The organism is Bradyrhizobium ottawaense, from assembly GCF_900099825.1.
GTDB classification, from domain to species: domain Bacteria; phylum Pseudomonadota; class Alphaproteobacteria; order Rhizobiales; family Xanthobacteraceae; genus Bradyrhizobium; species Bradyrhizobium ottawaense_A.
In genome coordinates this window covers 4,042,421-4,060,352 of sequence record NZ_LT629693.1, presented here as the reverse complement: position 1 = coordinate 4,060,352, position 17,932 = coordinate 4,042,421, and the positions used below count along the sequence as shown (strand labels likewise).

Genomic DNA, 17,932 nt, shown 5'->3' with positions numbered 1-17,932 from the left:
GCGCACCGTTCAGGCCGGCTTGGTGCTGCGGTAAATGCCGCGCTCGAACTGGCGATAGACATCGAGCGCACGCCGGTCGGCGAAGGGGAGGATCTGCATCATGATCACACCCGCGATCCGCGACGCCGGATCGATCCAGTAATAGGTATTGTACAGACCGGCCCAGGTCTGGCTGCCTGCCGCACGGCCCCGCGGCACCGGATCGGTGTTGATCATATCTGCGAGCCCCCAGCGCAGGCGGACGCCGGGAAAGAAGTCGACGTCATTGGACAATGCCGGATTTGTCGTCTTGAGGATGCCAGCATCGATATCGCCGATCTGATTGGTGGACATCTGTTCCACCGTCTGCAGCCGAAGGATTCTTTTTCCAGGAAGCCCGCCACCATTCAAAATCGCCTGCAGCAATGTCAGGTAATCCGGCGCTGTCGACTTGATACCACCGCCGCCGGAAAACTCTTTCAGCTCAGCCTGCTTCACCAAAGGCTGCGCCGCGAGTGTTCCATCCGGTTTGCGCACGTGCAGGCTCGCCTGCCGCGCACGCTGCTTGTCCGTGATCGCGTAGGCCGTGTCATGCATGCCGAGCGGACCCGTGATGTTATCGAGGACATAGCGATCCAGCGTTTGTCCGCTGACGATTTCCACCAGACGGCCGACCCGATCGAGACTGCCGCCATAGGCCCATCTGGTGTCCGGATCGAACATCAGCGGCGTGCGCGGCAGCGCCGGATTGCCGCGGGCGGCCTTGCCGTAGCGAAGAACATTCGCATCCCACAATTGATAGCTGAATCCGGAGGTGTGCGTCAGCAGATGGCGCAGCGTGATCGGCTTTCGCGAGGTGCGCAGTTGCGGGATGCCTTTGGCATCGAAGCCGTCGAGCACCTGCGGCGATTCCAGCGTCGGATCGATCCGTGCCGCCGGTTCGTCCAGCGTGAGCTTGCCGCGTTCGACCAGCTGCATGGCGGCGACGGAGGTCAACAGTTTGGTCATCGACGCGATACTGAAGACGGTATCGAGCGACATCGCGGCAGGCGCGCCCAAGACTTTCGTACCGATGGCGCGCGTGCCGAAGGCGCCCTGGTAGATCACAGCATCTTTCGTCGCGGCCATGGCGACGACGCCCGGCACCTCGGCGGCATCGACCCGCGCCTTCAGCATGGCGTCGATGTCGCTGCTGCGGAGCGGTGCGGCGATGGCCGGAGCGGACAGGCCGGGGATTGCGCCGGCAGCGGCAAAGGCTCCCGTGAACAACAGCGTGTCGCGCCGGCTGAGCCGCACTGTCATTCGCGTTCCCCTCTAGCTGACGGAAAGCATTTCCTTCAGCTTCATCACCGCGCTGTCGGGCGTTGTCAGCACCGGGCGTCCGGTTGCCGCGGCGACCTGCTCGGCGGCGGGCGCCATGCTGTATTGGGCAAGCGCGATCAGGTCGCAGTCGCGCAGGTCCTTTGAGGCTTCCACGACCAGCCGATCATGCGTCGCGCGGTCGCCGCGGTCGAGCGCTGCCATGGCGCCTTCCACGAGCTTCGGCACGATCTGGATCGAAGACGGAAACTCCCGCGGCATCGACGCCAGCGTCGGCGGGAACGACGACAACAGGCCGATCCTGCGGCCCTTGGCGGCGGCCTGCTCGATCATGGCTTCGTTGGGCTTGAGCACCGGCATCGGCGCGTGGGCGCGGGCGACGGCCTCGATGCAGGGGCCGAAGGCGGAACAGGTGAACAGTATAGCGTCCGAACCGGTGCCGGCCGCGTAGCGCCCGAGCCCGAGGAAGCGCTCGGTCATGGCGTCGGAAAGCCCGCCGTCGCGTGCGAGATCGGCAGACAGGCTGTCGTCCATCAGGTTCATCAGCCGGGCATCCGGCCAAAGTTTCGCGAACGAGGCCTCGATCGGCACAATCGAATGTTTCAGGGCGTGAACGAGGGTGATGCGCATGTCGGGCATGTAATGGCGGCGGCGCAGCGGGAGTCAACCCGTTGCGCTATTAATGGGCTCGTCATTCCGGGATGGTCCGAAGGACCAGACCCGGAATCTCGAGATTCCGGGTTCGCTTCGCGCCCCGGAATGACGGGCTTCTCAGCCCGTCACCTCACTTGAACGGGAGCGCGTACATCAAACCGCCCTTGGTCCAGGTCGCATTCAGGCCGCGGTCGAGCTTCAGCGGGCTCGCCTTGCCCACATTGCGCTCGAACATCTCGCCGTAATTGCCGCCGGCCTTGATCGCCTGCAGCATCCATTTGTTGTCGAGGCCAAGCCGCGATCCGAGATCGCCGGCGGCGCCGAGCAGGCGCTGGATCGCGGGTGTCGTGGACTTTGTCATTTCGTCCGCATTGGCGGCGGTGACGCCAAGTTCCTCGGCCTCGATCAGGCCGTAATGCAGCCAGGCGATGATGTCGGTCCAGACGTCGTCGCCACTGCGGGTGAATGGCCCAAGCGGTTCCTTGCTGATGGTCTGCGGCAGCACGGTGTAGTCGGCCGGATTCGAAGCCTGGGTCGTGACCGAGCCGGCGAGCGCCGAAGCATCCTGGGTCATGGCATCGCAGCGCCCGCCAAAGAAGGTCTGCAGCATCGTGTCGGTGCGATCGAACACCAGCGGCTTCCACTCGATCCCGTTGGCGCGGCCGTAATCGCCGAGCGTGACCTCGTGGGTGGTGCCCTGCGCGACGCACACGGTGGCGCCGTTCAGCCCCTTGAGATCCTTGACGCCGCTGTCGGCCCTGACGACGAAACCCTGGCCGTCATAGAAATTGACCGGTCCCTGCCGCAGGCCGAGCGTGACGCCGCGCAGATAGGTCTGTGTGGAATTGCGGTAGAGCACGTCGATTTCGCCGGACTGCAACGCCGTGAAGCGGTTCTGCGCCGTCAGTGCGACATAACGCACCTTGCTGGCGTCGCCGAGCACGCCGGCAGCCAAAGCGCGGCAGTAATCGACGTCGAGCCCCTTGTAATTGCCCTGCGAGTCCGGCGTGGAAAATCCGGCGAAGCCGGCGCTGACGCCGCACACCAGCGTGCCGCGCTGCTTGATCGTATCGAGCGTTGCCGCCGACGCTGCGAAACTGCACGCGGCGAGCAAACCTGTAGCGATGACAATTCTCTTCATTCTGCTCCTCCTAGTGACCAATGCTTTTCAACGCAGCGTCGACGGCCTGGCCCAGCCGGTCGACGATCATGTCGATGTCGTCAGATGTCGAGATATAAGGCGGCGCCAGCAACACGTGGTCGCCGCGGCGGCCGTCCGCCGTTCCGCCCGCGGGGTAACAGGCAAGGCCACGCTCGAAGGCGGCGGCCTTGATCCGCGCGTTGAGCTTGAGCGCGGGATCGAACGGTTCACGGCTGGCGCGATCGGCCACCAGTTCGATGGCCTGGAACAGGCCGCGTCCGCGGATATCGCCGACATGCCGGTGATTGCCGAAGCGTTCGGTCAGCCGCCGCTCGAGCTGGCCGCCGAGATCCTTGACCCGGTCGAGCAAGTTTTCGTCATCGATCACGCGCTGCACTTCCAGCGCCGCCGCGCAGGCCAGCGGATGCGCCAGATAGGTGTGGCCGTGCTGGAACGAACCCGAACCCTGCCGGATGGTGTCGATGATGCGATCGCTGGCGAGCATCGCGCCGATCGGCTGATAGCCGCCGCCGAGGCCCTTGGCGATGGCCTGGATATCGGGCGCAATGCCTTCCTGCTCCCACGCATGGCGCGTGCCGGTGCGGCCCATGCCGCACATCACTTCGTCGAGAATCAGGAGCGCTCCGTGCCGATTGCAGATGTCGCGAACGGCACGGAAATATCCCTCCGGCGCCGGCGCGCATCCGGCGGTCGCACCCACCACCGGCTCCGCGATAAACGCCGCTACGGTATCGGGACCGAGCCGCTGGAATTCCGCCTCCAGTTCCGCCGCCAGCCGGGCCACGAAATCCGTCTCGGACTCGCTGTCGCGCTTTTCACGATAGGCGAAAGCCGGTGTCACATGGCTGAACGCCTGCGACAACAGCGGTGCATAGGGCTCGCGCCGCCAGGCGTTTCCGCCGGCGCTGAGCGCGCCCAGCGTATTGCCATGATAGCTCTGGCGTCGCGCGATGAAGCGCTGGCGCTGCGGCTGACCGCTCTCGATGAAATATTGCCGCGCCAGCTTGATGCCGGCTTCGATCGCTTCAGAGCCGCCGCTGACGAAATAGGCGTAAGCTAATCCACCAGGCTCATCGCCGACGATCTTCTCGGCCAGCGCCTCGGCCGGCTCCGACGAGAAAAAGCCGGTATGGGCATAGGCCAGCTTCGAGGCCTGCCGCGACAGCGCCTCGAGCACCCGCGGATGCTGATGGCCGAGACAGGACACGGCGGCGCCGCCGGAGGCATCGAGAACGCGTTTGCCGTCCTCGGCAATCAGCCAGACGCCGTCGCCGCCGACGGCCTTCGGCGGGGTTTCGCGCAGACTTCGGTGCAGCACCCGGCTCTTGGCGGCGCCCATGATGATCAACCTTTCTCCGCAACATATTGCGACATCGCAGCCAGCCGGCCTTCGGTCTCTTCGAGACGCCGTTTGGCACCCGTACCGCCCAGCATGAAGGTGACGGCGGCGAGCGACTGCGCAATGGCGACCGCGCCGGTCAGGCTGGGGAAGAACCCCGGCGACGAGGCCGCCTCGTACAGCAGCAGATGATCGGCCCCCTCCGCCATGGGCGCCGCGATCGTATCGGCGATCGCAATCAAAGTGGCTCCAGAACCATGCGCGGCGCGCGCCGACAGCACGCTTGCGGTGGAATAGGGCGCGAAACCAATCACCACGACCGCGTCGCCGGCGCGGAAGGCGCCGAGGTCGAGATCTTCCGGACCGGAGCCGCCGACCAGCTGCACCTCGTCGGCGCGAAACAGCCGAAGCTGATAGTTGAGCAGTTCGGCAACGCTGCGGCAGCTGCGAAAGCCGGCGATCCAGATCCGGCGCGCGGCGTGCAGAGCCTTGGCGGCATTGGCGACGGAGCCGGCCGAGATGCGCGAAAGTCCCGCCGCCTCTGCATCGAGCTTGCCGGTGATCAAGGAGATATCGGAATGGGGGCCGCGCCGCCGGTCCCGGGTCCGCGCGGAAAACGGCGAAGGTTGCGCGGGCCGGCGCGCCTCGGTGAGCGCCGCGCGTAATTCGTCCCAGCCCGAATAGCCCAGCGCCTTGGCCAGGCGGGTGAAGGAGGCGGGATCGGCGCCTGCCTCGGCGGCCAAATCGCGCATCGAGCGCGTGGTCGCGTCATAGTCATTGGCGGCGACAAACCGCCCGACCTGCTGCAGCCGCATTGGCAGCGACGGCAGCGCGCTGCATAATTCGGTCAAAGGCGAGGATTTCGGAAGCGGCTGCGCCATGAAACATATGTTGCACAAATCCCGTTTTGGTGCAACATATGAAACGCGCGCCAAAAAGCGCATGGCCGAAGATCGCTGCATTCAAGAAGGATCCTTGTGCTGTGACGACCTCCACGCCCGAATTCCCTCGCCGCCGCGCGCTGCGCCTATCGCTGAACCGTCAGCAGGTCACCGGGCTGGTCTGGCAGATCGTGGTGGTCGGGATCGCCGTCGCGGTCATTGCCTGGCTCTGGTCGAACGCCCTTCATAACCTGTCGGTACGCCGGATCTCGACCGGATTTGCCTTTCTCGGCCGCGAGGCGGGAATGCCGATTGCGGATTCCTGGCTCGCCTACAGCCCGAAGAATACCTATCTGCGCGCCTTCCTCGTCGGCATCGTCAACACGCTGCGCGTCGCCGTCATCGGCATCGTGCTGGCGACCGTGCTCGGCACCATGATCGGGATCGCGCGGCTGTCGAGGAACTGGCTGTTGTCGCGGTTGGCCGCGGTCTATGTCGAGATGCTCCGCGACATTCCGCTGCTGCTGCAACTGTTGTTCTGGTACGTCCTGATGCAGGGGCTTCCGGCGGCGCGCGCTGCCTGGAAGCCGATCGAAGGCATCTTCCTTTCCAACCGGGGCCTGGTGCTGCCCTCGATTCCGATCGACGAAGCGAACCTCTGGGTGATCGCCGCCGCCGTGGCCGGCCTGATTGTACTCCATCTGGTGCGGCGGCAATTGATTGCGCGGCAGCTCGCCGACGGCAAGCCCCGCCACCTCTGGCCCTACGCGCTCGCGCTGGTCGCGGGATGGCCGGCGCTGCTGTCGTTTGCGCTGGGCGCATCCTGGACCATCACGATGCCGGAACTGCGCGGCTTCAATTTCGTCGGCGGACTGACCCTGGCGCCGGAATATTTCGCGCTTCTGATCGCGCTCGTCACCTATACCTCGGCCTTCATCGCCGAGATCGTGCGCAGCGGCATCCAGGCCGTGCCGAGGGGGCAGTGGGATGCCGCCAACGCGCTCGGCCTGAAGAAGAGCTTCGTGCTTCAGCGCATCGTGTTGCCGCAGGCGTTGCGCGTCATCATTCCGCCGATGACAAGCCAGTACCTGAACCTGACCAAGAACTCGTCGCTGGCGGTCGCGGTCGGATACCAGGACGTGGTGTCGATCGCCAACACCACGCTGAACCAGACCGGCCAGGCCATCGAGGCGATCGCGCTGATCATGATGGTGTTCCTGACCATCAGCCTCGGCATCAGCTTCTTCATGAACTGGTACAATGCGCGCATCGCGCTGGTGGAGCGCTGATCCCATGACCTCGGTAACGGATATTCCGCAAAGCTCGCTGCCCGTCGACCGGCCGCGCACCCGCAGGCCGCCGCCCGGAGGCCCGATCATCTTCTGGTTACGCGCCAATCTGTTCGGCTCGATCGCCTCGACCATCGTCTCCCTGTTGTTGATTGGCCTGCTGGCAAAGGCGCTCGTAAGCCTCGTGCAATGGGGCTTCTGGAATGCGGTCTTTACCGTGCCCGGCGACCAGACCGCCGCTTGCCGCTCGATCCGTGGCCTCGGCGCCTGCTGGGCGGTGATCCCGGAAAAATATCGATTCATTCTGTTCGGCACCTACCCGTTCGATCAGCAATGGCGCCCGGCGCTGGCGACGCTGACATTCATCGCGCTGTTCCTTGTGTCGAGCCGGCGCAGCTTCTGGCGCAAGGAGCTGGTGCTGGTGTGGGCGGCCGCGCTGGTCGTGATCGGCCTGTTGATGTGGGGCGGCGTCCCCGGGCTGCCCTTTGTTTCCCAGGACCGCTGGGGTGGCCTGCCGGTGACGCTGATCCTCGCCACCTTCGGGCTCGCCTTCGGCTTTCCGCTCGGAATTTTGGTGGCGCTCGGGCGCCGCTCAAAACTTCCGGCGATCCGCTCGCTTTGCATACTCTATGTCGAGTTGATCCGCGGCGTTCCCCTGATCAGCCTGCTGTTCATGGCCAGCGTGATGTTTCCGCTGTTCCTGCCCGACGGCGTCAACATCGACAAACTGCTCCGGGCGCAAATCGCCTTCGTGCTGTTTGCCGGCGCCTATCTGGCCGAAGTGATCCGCGGCGGGCTGCAGGCGGTGCCGCGAGGGCAGCACGACGCTGCCGACGCGCTCGGGCTCTCGTACTGGAAGAAGAACGGTCTGATCATCCTGCCGCAGGCCATTCGCCACGTCATCCCGCCGCTGGTGAATACGTTCATCGCCTTCTTCAAGGATACCAGCCTGGTTCTGATCATCGGCATCTTCGATCTGCTGACGACGGCCAAGACCTCCATTATCGATCCCGCCTGGCAACCCTTCAGCGTCGAGGTGTATCTGTTCGTCGCGCTGATCTATTTCGTCTTTTGCTTTGCCATGTCGCGCTACAGCCGGCATCTTGAGGCGCAGGCGCAGCCGAACTGACGCGAACGCTGCGGTCCGCGCCGCTCGATGCCGGCAAAGGGGAATCGAATGCTCACCGTCCATCACCTCGGCAAATCGCAATCCGAGCGGATCGTCTGGCTGTGTGAGGAGCTGGAGATTCCCTATGAATTGAAGCGCTACGCGCGCGATCCGGTGACGATGCTGGCCCCGGCCGATTACAAGGCGCTGCATCCGATCGGCGCCGCGCCTGTTATCACCGACGGCGATCTGGTGCTGGCCGAATCCGGCGCCGTGGTCGACTACATCATCGCGAAATACGGCCATGGCCGCCTCGCCTTGAACGCAGATCACCCCGACTTCGCGGCATATCTGTACTGGTTTCACTTCGCCAACGGCACGCTGCAGGCGAACATGGGACGCAACATGATCCTGAACCGGCTGAACCTCGCGGCCGACAATCCGATCCTCGCCGCCACCAAAGCGCGGGTCGACCGCGCCTTCGATCTGATCGATGCGCGAACGCGCGAGGCGGAATATCTTGCCGGCAGCGAATTCACGGCGGCCGACATCATGATGGGCTTCTCGCTCACCACCATGCGCTACTTCCTGCCCTACGACCTGGCGCGCTGCCGCAATATCCTCGGCTATCTCGCGCGCATCGGCGCCCGCCCGGCCTACCGGCGGGCGATGGAAAAGGGCGATCCGGGGATGGCCCTGCTCCTCACCTGATGGGTTCTACGCCGCCTTGAAAACGCCGACGATCCAAATCGCGTGCATCTCCAACGATCCGCGTGCTAACTTTCGCGCAACCGAGACGGAGCAATACGGCTCCAACCACGAGCAAGCGCGTGTCAGATCACACCGAAGATACGAATACGGGACCGGTCACCCTGACGTTCCGCTGTCCCGCGGAACTCGAGGGTTTGATTCCGCGGCCAATACCGGCGTCATCAGGCGTTCCCGGCTGGCTCAAGACGATGCCGGCCCAGGCCTTCAACGCCATCAATGGCCGCGAAGAGAACACCGTCAAGCGCTGCCCGCCCTTCGTCGATGCCATGACGTTGGGGTTTTTGATCCCGCTGATCTGCGATCTCAGGTTCGAGAACGGCGAGGTCACCTGGGACAATGATTTTCCGCCAGGCGGCGCCGTGAGCTATCCGCGTTCGCCGATCGGGTTCCATGATTCCAGCCAACTGGAAGGGACGCCGCTGTTTGCGGCGGACCGGTCCCTGATCAAGTTCAGCAACCTCTGGACCATCGAAGCCCCGGATGGCTATGCGGTGCTGTTCACGCATCCGTTCAATCGTTTCGATTTGCCGTTTACCACCCTCACCGGCATCGTCGATTGCGATCGCTACCACGATAACTGGGTGCACTTTCCGGCGCATTGGCACGACATCAACTTCAGCGGCGTGCTGCCGAGGGGCACCCCGGTGGCGCAATGCCTGGCGATCAAGCGAGAAGCTTCCGTGGTACGCACGGCGCCGTTGACGACGGAGGAAGCCCAGCGCGCCCACGATCTCACGACGGCGATCAATCGCGAACCGGGTCTCTATCGGCGGCAGTTCCGGGCTTGATCGTTTCCCTGGCGCCGAAAACTCCGGGGCCTAACCGCCCAGGAACTTGACCGCGGCGCTTGGCCGAAAGAAGAAACGGCCATGCGACGCTGAGGCAAGCGAGTTGATCGCCCGGCCCAGCGTCTCCGGCCTGCCGCGCGTGGCCGCGCGCAGGCTGGCTTCACCGGCACTCCGATCCGCCAGCTCCAGTTGGCACATCCCGAGATCGACCCGCGTCATGGCGTCGTCAGGCTGCAGCGCCAATGCATGCCGATAGATATCGGCTGCGGCGGCATATTCGCCGTCGAAAACCATCACGCGCGCCAGTACCGCTTGAATGTCCCGTCGTCCCGGCGCCGCGGCGAGCGCCTGCGACAGCATGCTGCGGGCCCGGACGCGGTCGTTACAACCGAGGTAAAGCCGCCCGAGGTCGACCTGCAACTCGACGACGTCGGGCGTGAGCTGAAGGCCGGTTTTGGCAACCGCAATGGCCTCGTCGAACTGTCCGGCCCTCGCCAGTTGATCGGCATATTCGCGAAAGGCGGGCGGAAACGGCGGACGTCTGGCGGTGGTCCGGCGCAATTGGTCGAGCGCCTCGTCGCGGCGCCCGGCGGCGGCGAGCGCCGCAGCAAGCAGCGTTTCGATTTTCGGGTCGTCGCTGCGACGTGCCGCCCGCTCCAGCGGTGTGATGGCCTCGCCAGGTCGGTTCTGGGTCAGGAGGGCCTGGCCCAGGATGACGGCCGCGGCACTGCTGCTCCGGTTCGCCCTCAGGACGCCCTCGGCAAGCCGTTCCGCTTCACCGGGCCGTCCCATCTGCAACGCCAGCGTCGCACGCTCAAGCGCCGCGTCAGCAGCGTTTCGCTTGGCAGGGGAAGGATGCGGGAGCTTCGACATGGACGTTGGCGGCATGAAACCATGATGGCCCGGAGGGCGCCATCCGGATTTTGCGGAAATCTACCATGACTTCCGGATTCTGGCGGCGTCGGAGCCAGCCTTTATTTTTGCTTTGAGACGCTTTCCTCGCGCGCGGCGCCGGCGCCCGGAAACGTGACCGGAGCCGCCAACGCCGCATCGTGCCGCCGCAGCCGGCTCTTGAACCGATGACCGACCACAATGAGTTCACCGGGCGGACATCCTGCAGCTTCCGGCGGGTGCGATGCCGGCAGTTCGATTTCAGCCGCCCGGTTATCCTGGGTCACGGCTTCGAGCGCGCGCAGGAAATCCCGCCCCGCGGCCGTGATTTCCCAGCCTTCGTCATCACGAAGCACATAGCCGCTGCCGAAAATATCGATGGCCGGAACCCGCGCCGCCAGACGCTTGAGCCGCGCGCTCCAGTCACTGCCACTGGCGGTCAGAATGACAATGTCCCGTTTGAGGGAAGCAAGCGAGGCTCGGCCGTTGCCGTGACTAGCCAAGACCTTCAGAATAGCAACCTGTATGCTCACGCCTACGCCTTCGGACTGCAACGCTTTTTGTTGTTCTGCGCAGTCGTTAAGGTCAGGATATATTGCGTTGCGGGGGCCGCCGTCCAGCAACCGCGGCCAGTTATCCGCAGGCTTGATGCGGCGCGGCAATTCCGCCCGACGGCACACGGATAGCCCGCGGCAACCGTGATTATACTTTCACCAGATTTTCGAACCCGCCATAGATCATTCGCTTGGCATCGAACGGCAGCGCCTTCGGATCCATCATCGACTTGAGCCTGGGGTCGGCCATCACCTTGGCATTGATCCGGTCGCGCTGGGCGCGCGACTTGTAGGTGATCCAGGAGAACACCACGGTCTCACCCGGCTTGAGCTTGACGCTGCGCGGGAACGAAGTGAGCTTGCCGATCTAGACGTCCTCGGCGACCCATTCGCGGTAGTCCAGCGCGCCATGCTCGCGCCAGATCTTGCCGGCCTTCCTTGCCATGCGCGCGTAGCCCGCGAGGCTTTTCTTCGGTACAGCGACGATGAAGCCATCAACATACGACATCGGCGTTCCTCCACGGCGTTTCGTAATGACGCGAAATGCCCGCGACGGCGCAATCCAGCAGGGGGACCGGATTGCGCCGTCAGCGTTCTCTAGACGGCCGAAGCTTGCGCTCAGCCGCGACAACAGGATGCCCGAACCAGCGCCGGTTGCTACTGGTCACGTAGCCGCACCCGGCATGCATCAATAGTCCCGGTAGGGACCGTAGGCCCGGCCACGCCGCTGCTGCGCGAACGCGACGCGCGGATTGATACTGCAATACAGCGCGCGTCCCGACGCCGAGGCCATGCACTGGGCGTAGCTCGTATAGGCGCATTCGCCGGGAATGCCGATGCCACGGCCCTGAAGACAATAGGGATAATCGTACGCCACCGCCGGCGAGGGGCCGGCGAGCGTTGCGGCCAGCGCCGCGGACAATGTCAGTATCGCCACCATCGCATTGCGCATGATCGATCTCCTTTGCCTGAAGCAGGAAAGCCACGGGGCTTTTCACGTAAAACCCCGCGGCGATCGCAATGTTCCGCGGGAAAATCACTCCACTTTGGTGATGTTGGCGCCTTCGATGACTTTCTTCCACTTCTCGGTCTCGGCGGCGATGTCGGCGCCGAACTTCTCCGGCGTCTGGATCAGCGGATCGCCGCCCAGTTCGACCAGGCGCTTTTTCATGTCAGGCTCGGCCAGGATCGCGTTGATCTCGGTGTTGAGCTTGGCGATGATTTCCTTCGGCGTATTCTTCGGCGCCCCCATCCCGAACAGCGCGCTCGCCTCGTAGCCGGGAACGGTTTCGGCGACCGTCGGCGTATCCGGCAGTTGCGACGACCGCTCCGTCGTCGTCACCGCCAGGGCGCGCAGCGCGCCGGATCTGACGTGCTGGATGATCGACGGCATGTTGTCGAAGATCACCTGTACCTGGCCGCCGAGCATGTCGGTGATCGCCGGCGCAGCACCGCGATACGGCACGTGCTGCATCTTGATGCCGGCCATGGCCATGAACATTTCGCCGGACAGATGCACCGAGGTGCCGTTGCCGGAGGAAGCCATGTTCACCTTGCCCGGATTGGCCTTCGCATAAGCGATGAATTCGGCAACGTTCTTGGCCGTCACGTCCTTGTTGACGGTCATCACGTTCGGCACGCGATTGAAGGATGCGATCGGTGCGATGTCGCGAACGAAATTGAACTTCAGATTGGCGTACAGCGAGGCGTTGATGTAGTTCGCCGGGTTGACCAGCAGCACGGTGTAACCATCCGGCTCGGCATTGACGACGCTCTCGGTACCGATGTTGTTGCCGGCGCCGGGCTTGTTTTCGATCACGAATTGCTGGCCAAGCTTCTCCGACAGCCGCTGGCCGATCAGCCGCGCGATGATGTCGGTGGCGCCGCCGGGCGGGTAGCCGACCACGAAGCGCACCGGCCGCGTCGGATAATCCGCGGCCGTAGCGCTGCCGATGGAGGCGAATGCCGAAAGGCCGATAGCCGTCAGGCAGATCGCGGCGCGGCGTGAAATCATGAATTTTCTCCCTAAAAGCCGGGTTCAGAGCCCGGTCCGTTCTATTGAATCGATCGTGGGCGGCGTTGTAACAAACAAACCCAAACGCGGCCAGTGCGACACATGCGCTTGCGACCGCGACGAAAGGATTAGGGCATGTCCGTCAAGGTGAACGCACTCGACCATCTCGTGATCAACGTGTCCGACGTGGCGCGCTCCGCCGAGTGGTATCGCAAGATCCTCGGCATGGAAGTCAAGGTGTTCGATCCCGGCCCGGGCAAGACCCCGCGAACATCGCTGGTGTTCGGCAACCAGAAGATCAACGTGCGGCCGCGCGGCGCCGACAAGGTCGAGTGGTTCACGGCCGACCACGAGACCGCCGGAAGCGACGACCTGTGCTTTCTGACCGCCAGTACCCCGGACCAGGTGGTCGCGCACCTGGAGGCGAATGGCGTCGCGATCGAGGAAGGCCCGGTCGCCAAACAGGGCGCTCGCGGCACGCTGCGCTCGGTCTATTGCCGGGATCCCGACGGCAGCCTGATCGAGATTTCGTCGTATGAGGGTGGGGTGGGCTGAACGACACCCCGTCATTGCGAGGAGCGGAGCGACGAAGCAATCCATACCGCCGCGCGGTAAGACTGTCTGGATTGCTGCGCTGGCGCTCGCAATGACGCGGAGAGAGGGCCGCGCCCAATCAGATTTGCTCCCCGCGCCATCCAATGGCAGAACTACTCCCAAGCAAAAAACCAAGGCAGCCGCTCCAACGCTGCACGGGAGGAACCATGTCCATTTCACAGCCAGCGCCGGGTGTCGTCGGACCATTCGCAGGGCTCGACGTGCCGTGGCTGCTGCGGATGCGCAGCGAGAGTCGCCGCAACCATCCCTTTCTGATCTGGGCGCCGTTCGAGGCGCCGGCGCGGAGTTGGTCCTACGGCGAATTTCACGAGCGTGTCGGCCGGCTTTCCGCAGGCCTGGTCAAACGCGGCGTCAAGCCCGGCGAATATGTGCTGATCCATCTCGACAACTGCATCGAGGCCATGCTGTCGTGGTTCGCCTGCGTCGAGCTCGGCGCCATCGCGGTCACCACCAACACCCGCTCGGCGCCGGCGGAAATAGAGTATTTCGCCAGCCATTGCGGCGCGGTCGCCGCCATCACGCAGCCTGCTTATGCCGAACTGATCTCGGCCAATTGCCGCGGCCTGCGCTGGATCGCCGTGACCTCGCATGACGCCGGCAGCGCGCCTTCCATCAGCGCGCCGCGCGGCGACAGCTTCGATTCCCTGTTCGCCGACAGCGCCGACCGGCCGCGCCGCGCCACCGATCCGATGGCCCCGTGCAGCGTGCAATATACCTCCGGCACCACGTCGCGCCCGAAGGCGGTGCTGTGGACCCATGCCAACGCGCTGTGGGGCGGCAAGATCAACGCCGCGCATGAGGACCTGCATGCGACCGACGTGCACCAGACCTATCTGCCGCTGTTTCATACCAACGCGCTGGCCTATTCGATGCTGGCGACGCTGTGGGTCGGCGGATCCTGCGTGATCCAGCCACGGTTTTCCGCCAGCCGGTTCTGGGGCGTGGCGCTGGAACACAACTGCACCTGGACCTCAACGATCCCGTTCTGCATGAAGGCGCTGCTCGAGCAAGACATTCCGAAGAACCACAAATTCCGGCTCTGGGGCACGGCGGTGAACGATCCGCCGCCGTTCGCCGCGTTCGGCATCAAGACCATCGGCTGGTGGGGCATGACCGAGACCATCACCCACGGCATCATCGGCGAGGTCGACCAGCCCAATACGCCGATGTCGATCGGCCGCGCGGCGCCTGAATATTCGATCCGCGTCACCGACGACGACGGCAAGCCGACGCAGCTTGGCGACACCGGCAATCTGCTGATCAAGGGCATTCCCGGCCTGTCGCTGTTTGCGGAATATCTGCACAACGAGAAAGCCACGACCGAGAGCTTCGACGAACACGGCTATTTCATCACCGGCGACCGGGTCACGCTGCTCGACGACGGCTTTATCAAGTTCGGCGACCGCGCCAAGGACATGCTCAAGGTCGGCGGCGAGAACGTCGCGGCGTCCGAGATCGAACAGGTGATCGCGGTGGTGCCCGGCGTGCGCGAAGCCGCGGTGGTGGCGAAGAAGCATCCGATGCTGGACGAGGTGCCGGTCGTGTTCATCATTCCGGCTGCGGGTGTCGCGGACGCGCCCGGGGATCTGCATGACACCGTCATGGCCGCCTGCCGCAAATCGCTGGCAGACTTCAAGGTGCCGCGCGAGATCCGCTTTGTCGATGAAATGCCGCGCTCGACGCTGGAGAAGGTGGCGAAGGCGGAACTGCGGAAGATGCTGGGGTAGCGCGCCCGCAAGACAACCTTCCATCATTGCGAGCCAACGACTTGTCCGCCGTAGCTCAACGAGCGAAGGCGGAAGCAATCCATCGTCGCTAACGCTCCTCGCAATGACGGAGCAAAACTCAATTCACCTCGAACCGGATCGGCAGCTTCTTCGGGCCGTTGACGAAATACGCCTGCGTCATCTTGACCTCGCCGTCGAGCGCGACCGATTTCAGCCGCGGCAGCAGTTCCTCGAACAGGATCTTCATCTCGAGCTTCGCCAGATATTGCCCGAGGCAGAGATGCGCGCCGTATCCGAACGCGACGTGGCGGTTCGGCTTGCGGTCGCAGCGGAACCGGTAGGGCTCCTCGAACACGTCCTCGTCGCGATTGCCGGACGCGTAGCACAGCATCAGCCAGTCGCCTTTTGCAATTTTGCGGCCGCCGAGTTCGGTACCTGAGGTCGCCGAGCGCATGAAGTGCTTGACCGGTGTCATCCAGCGGATCGCCTCGTCGACCAACCCCGGGATCAGGTCGGGATTGGCCTTGACCCGCTCGAACTGCGCGGGGTCTTCGGCGAGCGCCCATAGCGCGCCGGCGGTCGAGGACGACGTGGTGTCGTGGCCCGCGGTCGCGACGATCATGTAATAGCTGGTGGCGTCATGATCCGGCATGTAGTCGCCGCCGATCTTGGCATTGGCGATGACGGTGGCGAGATCCTCGCGCGGGTTGCGGCGGCGGTCTTCGGTAATCCCGCGGAAATAGGCGCCGAAATCGTTCACCACGGACTGCATCATCGCCGAGAACTGCTCCGCCGTCAGCGCTTCGCGGATCCGCGCCGTATCGGGATCCTGCGGGCCGAACAGCTCCTGCGTCAGCTTGAGCATTCGCGGCTCGTCCTTCTCGGGCACGCCGAGGATCTCCATGATGACATGCAGGGGGTAGCCGAGCGCGACGTCGGCGACGAAATCGCAAGCGTTGCCTTTGTCGAGCATTCGCTGCACCGTGGCACGCGCGATCTCGCGCACCCTCGCCTCGAACTTTCCGAGATTGGCGGGCATGAACCAGCCCTGGGTCAGCGCGCGGTATTTCGGGTGATCGGGCGCGTCCATCTGCACCAGCGAGCGCACCAGGTTCGGCCCGCCGGTGATCTTGCGGACGCGCTCCTCGACTGCCCGCGTCATCAGCGTGGTCGGACGATCGGCGTTGTGGAACAGCTCGTTCTGGCGGCTGACCGACTGAATATGCGCATGCTTGGTGACGACCCAGAACGGATCGAATTTCTCGGGCCGCGCGATCCCGAGCGGATTGTTGGCGCGAAGCCAGCGGTAGCTGTCGTGAATACGATGATCGGCATAGGCGGCCGGATCGACCAGGGTCGCCGCGATGTCAGCGGGAATGTCGACATTGCCGCTCAAGGTCGCCGTCGTATCCATCGGTCTTCCCCGCCTGCCATCGTCCGTCATCGCGCGATGCGCGCCGATGATCCCCGATAGCTAGCCGGGTGAAAAGCCAAAATACTTGCGTTGAGCGGCTGATCGGGACTTGCGCGAACAAGCGCCCGCTTCTCAATAATGCCCGAACGCCACCGGGCGGAACGCATGCAGCAGATGCTGGTCGAGCTTGTCGCCCATTTCTTCCATCATCGCGAACGCCTTGGCGTGGGTGAACTGCAGCCGGTAGGCGCGCTTCTCGACCAGTGCGGCGTAAATGTCCACGATCGTCGTCAGGCGCACGATGTCGCTGATTTCCTTGCCGCTCAGGCCGTCGGGATAGCCGGTGCCGTCAAGGAGTTCGTGGTGATGCAGGATCACGTCGAGCATTTCCGGCGGGAAGCCGCCCTGCGCCGTCAGCGCGTCGAAGCCACGGCGCGGATGCTGGCGCATCACTTCCATCTCTTCCAGGGTCAACGGATCCGGCTTGTCGAGGATTTCAACGGGAATGAACGCCTTGCCGACATCGTGCAGCAGGGCGGCGCGGACCAGACGGCGCTGGTCGTCCTCGCGCATGCCGAGATGCTGCGCGAACGCGACCGCAAAGCCGGTGACGAACAGGCAGTGCCGGTAGGTGTCGGTGTGGTGGCAGCCAACGGTCGTCAGCCATTCCCGCAGCGAGGAATGCTTGATCGCCTTGATGATCTTGTTCTCGGCCTCAACGATGTCGCTGAATTTCAGCGGTTCGCCGGCCGGAAGCCGGTTGAAGATCCTGACCAAGACCCCATGCGCCGCCTCGACGCCGCGATTCAGCGCCTTGCCGCGATCGGTTTCGTCATAGCTTTCGGTGTCCGGAAATGCGGCGCGGATCCGCTGCAGGATACCCTGCGCATCGAACGGCCGCGCGATCGTATCGGTGGCGCCGAGCGCCCAGGCCTGCATCGATCCGTGGTGAAGCGCGTCCGCCAGCACGAACAGCCGCGGCATCTCGCGGTAGGCATCGGCCCGCAGCTTGTTGCGCACGAGCTGCACGCTCTCGGCGGAGCGCAGGTTGATGTCGACCACGATCCCGGACAGATCGCGCGAGGGGGATTCGGGAATAGCCGAGGTCGAGATGGTGTCGACCTGGCCGACCGCCTGCAGAATGCTGGCCAGTTCGCTGCTTTGATCGCTCCGATCCGAGGCCAGCAGAAGCCGGCGTTTGGTCGGAATCTTGTTGGGTTGAGCTGACATGGGACCCCAAAGCCTCACGGTGATGACCGGCAGAGGCTACCCGACAAGGGGTTCCCTGCGGCTTAAGAGGCATCGTCAACGCCGGGATAGCGTAGTCGTTACAATTTTAGGGAACCTCACCTACCCCTCCCCGTCATTGCGACCCAACGGGTCGCGCGAATGCGCGCCCGATGACAGGCTCCGCGAAGCAATCCAT

At 64.2% G+C, this 17,932-nt stretch carries 17 protein-coding genes and 1 pseudogene; 6 read left to right on the top strand and 12 right to left on the bottom strand.

Annotated elements, in window-relative coordinates:
* Positions 1–9: 9 nt before the first annotated feature.
* From BLR13_RS18955 to BLR13_RS18935, 5 genes are all read right to left on the bottom strand, one after another.
* Positions 10–1,281, bottom strand: coding sequence for a serine hydrolase domain-containing protein (locus BLR13_RS18955; RefSeq protein ID WP_083387598.1), 1,272 nt, complete (start codon positions 1,279–1,281; stop codon positions 10–12).
* Between the two features lie 12 nt (positions 1,282–1,293).
* Positions 1,294–1,929 (bottom strand): aspartate/glutamate racemase family protein, encoded by a 636-nt coding sequence (locus tag BLR13_RS18950; RefSeq protein ID WP_091977545.1) that lies wholly within the window; start codon positions 1,927–1,929, stop codon positions 1,294–1,296.
* Between the two features lie 154 nt (positions 1,930–2,083).
* Positions 2,084–3,094, bottom strand: a complete 1,011-nt coding sequence (locus BLR13_RS18945; protein ID WP_074820648.1) for an amino acid ABC transporter substrate-binding protein — start codon at positions 3,092–3,094, stop codon at positions 2,084–2,086.
* A gap of 10 nt (positions 3,095–3,104) precedes the next feature.
* Positions 3,105–4,454, bottom strand: a complete 1,350-nt coding sequence (locus BLR13_RS18940; RefSeq protein ID WP_074831346.1) for an aspartate aminotransferase family protein — start codon at positions 4,452–4,454, stop codon at positions 3,105–3,107.
* Between the two features lie 5 nt (positions 4,455–4,459).
* The gene (locus tag BLR13_RS18935; RefSeq protein WP_074820649.1) at positions 4,460–5,335 is read right to left on the bottom strand and encodes a MurR/RpiR family transcriptional regulator; all 876 of its coding nucleotides are present in this window, start codon (positions 5,333–5,335) and stop codon (positions 4,460–4,462) included.
* A gap of 101 nt (positions 5,336–5,436) precedes the next feature.
* Between BLR13_RS18935 and BLR13_RS18930 the strand changes: the two genes are divergently transcribed.
* The 4 genes from BLR13_RS18930 to BLR13_RS18915 all read left to right on the top strand — a co-directional run bounded on the left by BLR13_RS18930 (position 5,437) and on the right by BLR13_RS18915 (position 9,291).
* Positions 5,437–6,624: an amino acid ABC transporter permease gene (locus BLR13_RS18930; RefSeq protein WP_074831348.1), complete on the top strand. Its 1,188-nt coding sequence runs from the start codon at positions 5,437–5,439 to the stop codon at positions 6,622–6,624.
* 4 nt (positions 6,625–6,628) lie between these two features.
* Complete coding sequence (locus tag BLR13_RS18925; RefSeq protein ID WP_074831349.1) at positions 6,629–7,753, top strand: amino acid ABC transporter permease; 1,125 nt, start codon at positions 6,629–6,631, stop codon at positions 7,751–7,753.
* Between the two features lie 48 nt (positions 7,754–7,801).
* Entirely contained in the window at positions 7,802–8,443 is a 642-nt protein-coding gene (locus BLR13_RS18920; protein WP_074820651.1) for a glutathione S-transferase family protein, read from the top strand.
* Between the two features lie 119 nt (positions 8,444–8,562).
* Entirely contained in the window at positions 8,563–9,291 is a 729-nt protein-coding gene (locus BLR13_RS18915; protein WP_074820653.1) for a hypothetical protein, read from the top strand.
* 30 nt (positions 9,292–9,321) lie between these two features.
* Here BLR13_RS18915 and BLR13_RS18910 read toward each other — a convergent pair whose 3' ends face one another.
* The 5 genes and pseudogenes from BLR13_RS18910 to BLR13_RS18890 all read right to left on the bottom strand — a co-directional run bounded on the left by BLR13_RS18910 (position 9,322) and on the right by BLR13_RS18890 (position 12,750).
* Complete coding sequence (locus BLR13_RS18910; RefSeq protein WP_079587865.1) at positions 9,322–10,164, bottom strand: tetratricopeptide repeat protein; 843 nt, start codon at positions 10,162–10,164, stop codon at positions 9,322–9,324.
* Between the two features lie 101 nt (positions 10,165–10,265).
* Positions 10,266–10,844, bottom strand: coding sequence for a hypothetical protein (locus tag BLR13_RS41365; protein ID WP_197679554.1), 579 nt, complete (start codon positions 10,842–10,844; stop codon positions 10,266–10,268).
* Positions 10,845–10,884: 40 nt separating this feature from the next.
* Positions 10,885–11,244, bottom strand: a pseudogene (locus tag BLR13_RS18900) (DUF1428 domain-containing protein).
* Between the two features lie 180 nt (positions 11,245–11,424).
* Complete coding sequence (locus BLR13_RS18895; RefSeq protein WP_074820658.1) at positions 11,425–11,688, bottom strand: DUF3551 domain-containing protein; 264 nt, start codon at positions 11,686–11,688, stop codon at positions 11,425–11,427.
* Between the two features lie 84 nt (positions 11,689–11,772).
* The gene (locus BLR13_RS18890) at positions 11,773–12,750 is read right to left on the bottom strand and encodes a Bug family tripartite tricarboxylate transporter substrate binding protein (protein WP_074820660.1); all 978 of its coding nucleotides are present in this window, start codon (positions 12,748–12,750) and stop codon (positions 11,773–11,775) included.
* 135 nt (positions 12,751–12,885) lie between these two features.
* Between BLR13_RS18890 and BLR13_RS18885 the strand changes: the two genes are divergently transcribed.
* Together BLR13_RS18885 and BLR13_RS18880 are read left to right on the top strand one after the other, a co-directional pair.
* The gene (locus BLR13_RS18885) at positions 12,886–13,305 is read left to right on the top strand and encodes a VOC family protein (protein WP_074820662.1); all 420 of its coding nucleotides are present in this window, start codon (positions 12,886–12,888) and stop codon (positions 13,303–13,305) included.
* Between the two features lie 206 nt (positions 13,306–13,511).
* Complete coding sequence (locus tag BLR13_RS18880) at positions 13,512–15,092, top strand: AMP-binding protein (RefSeq protein WP_074820664.1); 1,581 nt, start codon at positions 13,512–13,514, stop codon at positions 15,090–15,092.
* A gap of 118 nt (positions 15,093–15,210) precedes the next feature.
* Here BLR13_RS18880 and BLR13_RS18875 read toward each other — a convergent pair whose 3' ends face one another.
* The gene (locus BLR13_RS18875; RefSeq protein WP_074820665.1) at positions 15,211–16,506 is read right to left on the bottom strand and encodes a cytochrome P450; all 1,296 of its coding nucleotides are present in this window, start codon (positions 16,504–16,506) and stop codon (positions 15,211–15,213) included.
* Between the two features lie 132 nt (positions 16,507–16,638).
* Positions 16,639–17,736 (bottom strand): HD-GYP domain-containing protein, encoded by a 1,098-nt coding sequence (locus BLR13_RS18870; RefSeq protein WP_074820667.1) that lies wholly within the window; start codon positions 17,734–17,736, stop codon positions 16,639–16,641.
* Positions 17,737–17,932: the final 196 nt, after the last annotated feature.

What these genes read in the sequence shown, in the direction of transcription:
- BLR13_RS18955 (WP_083387598.1), bottom strand. Translation starts at nt 1,281, where the DNA reads ATGACAGTGCGGCTCAGCCGGCGCGACACGCTGTTGTTCACGGGAGCC.
- BLR13_RS18950 (WP_091977545.1), bottom strand. Translation starts at nt 1,929, where the DNA reads ATGCGCATCACCCTCGTTCACGCCCTGAAACATTCGATTGTGCCGATC.
- BLR13_RS18945 (WP_074820648.1), bottom strand. Translation starts at nt 3,094, where the DNA reads ATGAAGAGAATTGTCATCGCTACAGGTTTGCTCGCCGCGTGCAGTTTC.
- BLR13_RS18940 (WP_074831346.1), bottom strand. Translation starts at nt 4,454, where the DNA reads ATGGGCGCCGCCAAGAGCCGGGTGCTGCACCGAAGTCTGCGCGAAACC.
- BLR13_RS18935 (WP_074820649.1), bottom strand. Translation starts at nt 5,335, where the DNA reads ATGGCGCAGCCGCTTCCGAAATCCTCGCCTTTGACCGAATTATGCAGC.
- BLR13_RS18925 (WP_074831349.1), top strand. Translation starts at nt 6,629, where the DNA reads ATGACCTCGGTAACGGATATTCCGCAAAGCTCGCTGCCCGTCGACCGG.
- BLR13_RS18920 (WP_074820651.1), top strand. Translation starts at nt 7,802, where the DNA reads ATGCTCACCGTCCATCACCTCGGCAAATCGCAATCCGAGCGGATCGTC.
- BLR13_RS18910 (WP_079587865.1), bottom strand. Translation starts at nt 10,164, where the DNA reads ATGTCGAAGCTCCCGCATCCTTCCCCTGCCAAGCGAAACGCTGCTGAC.
- BLR13_RS18895 (WP_074820658.1), bottom strand. Translation starts at nt 11,688, where the DNA reads ATGCGCAATGCGATGGTGGCGATACTGACATTGTCCGCGGCGCTGGCC.
- BLR13_RS18890 (WP_074820660.1), bottom strand. Translation starts at nt 12,750, where the DNA reads ATGATTTCACGCCGCGCCGCGATCTGCCTGACGGCTATCGGCCTTTCG.
- BLR13_RS18885 (WP_074820662.1), top strand. Translation starts at nt 12,886, where the DNA reads ATGTCCGTCAAGGTGAACGCACTCGACCATCTCGTGATCAACGTGTCC.
- BLR13_RS18880 (WP_074820664.1), top strand. Translation starts at nt 13,512, where the DNA reads ATGTCCATTTCACAGCCAGCGCCGGGTGTCGTCGGACCATTCGCAGGG.
- BLR13_RS18875 (WP_074820665.1), bottom strand. Translation starts at nt 16,506, where the DNA reads ATGGATACGACGGCGACCTTGAGCGGCAATGTCGACATTCCCGCTGAC.
- BLR13_RS18870 (WP_074820667.1), bottom strand. Translation starts at nt 17,736, where the DNA reads ATGTCAGCTCAACCCAACAAGATTCCGACCAAACGCCGGCTTCTGCTG.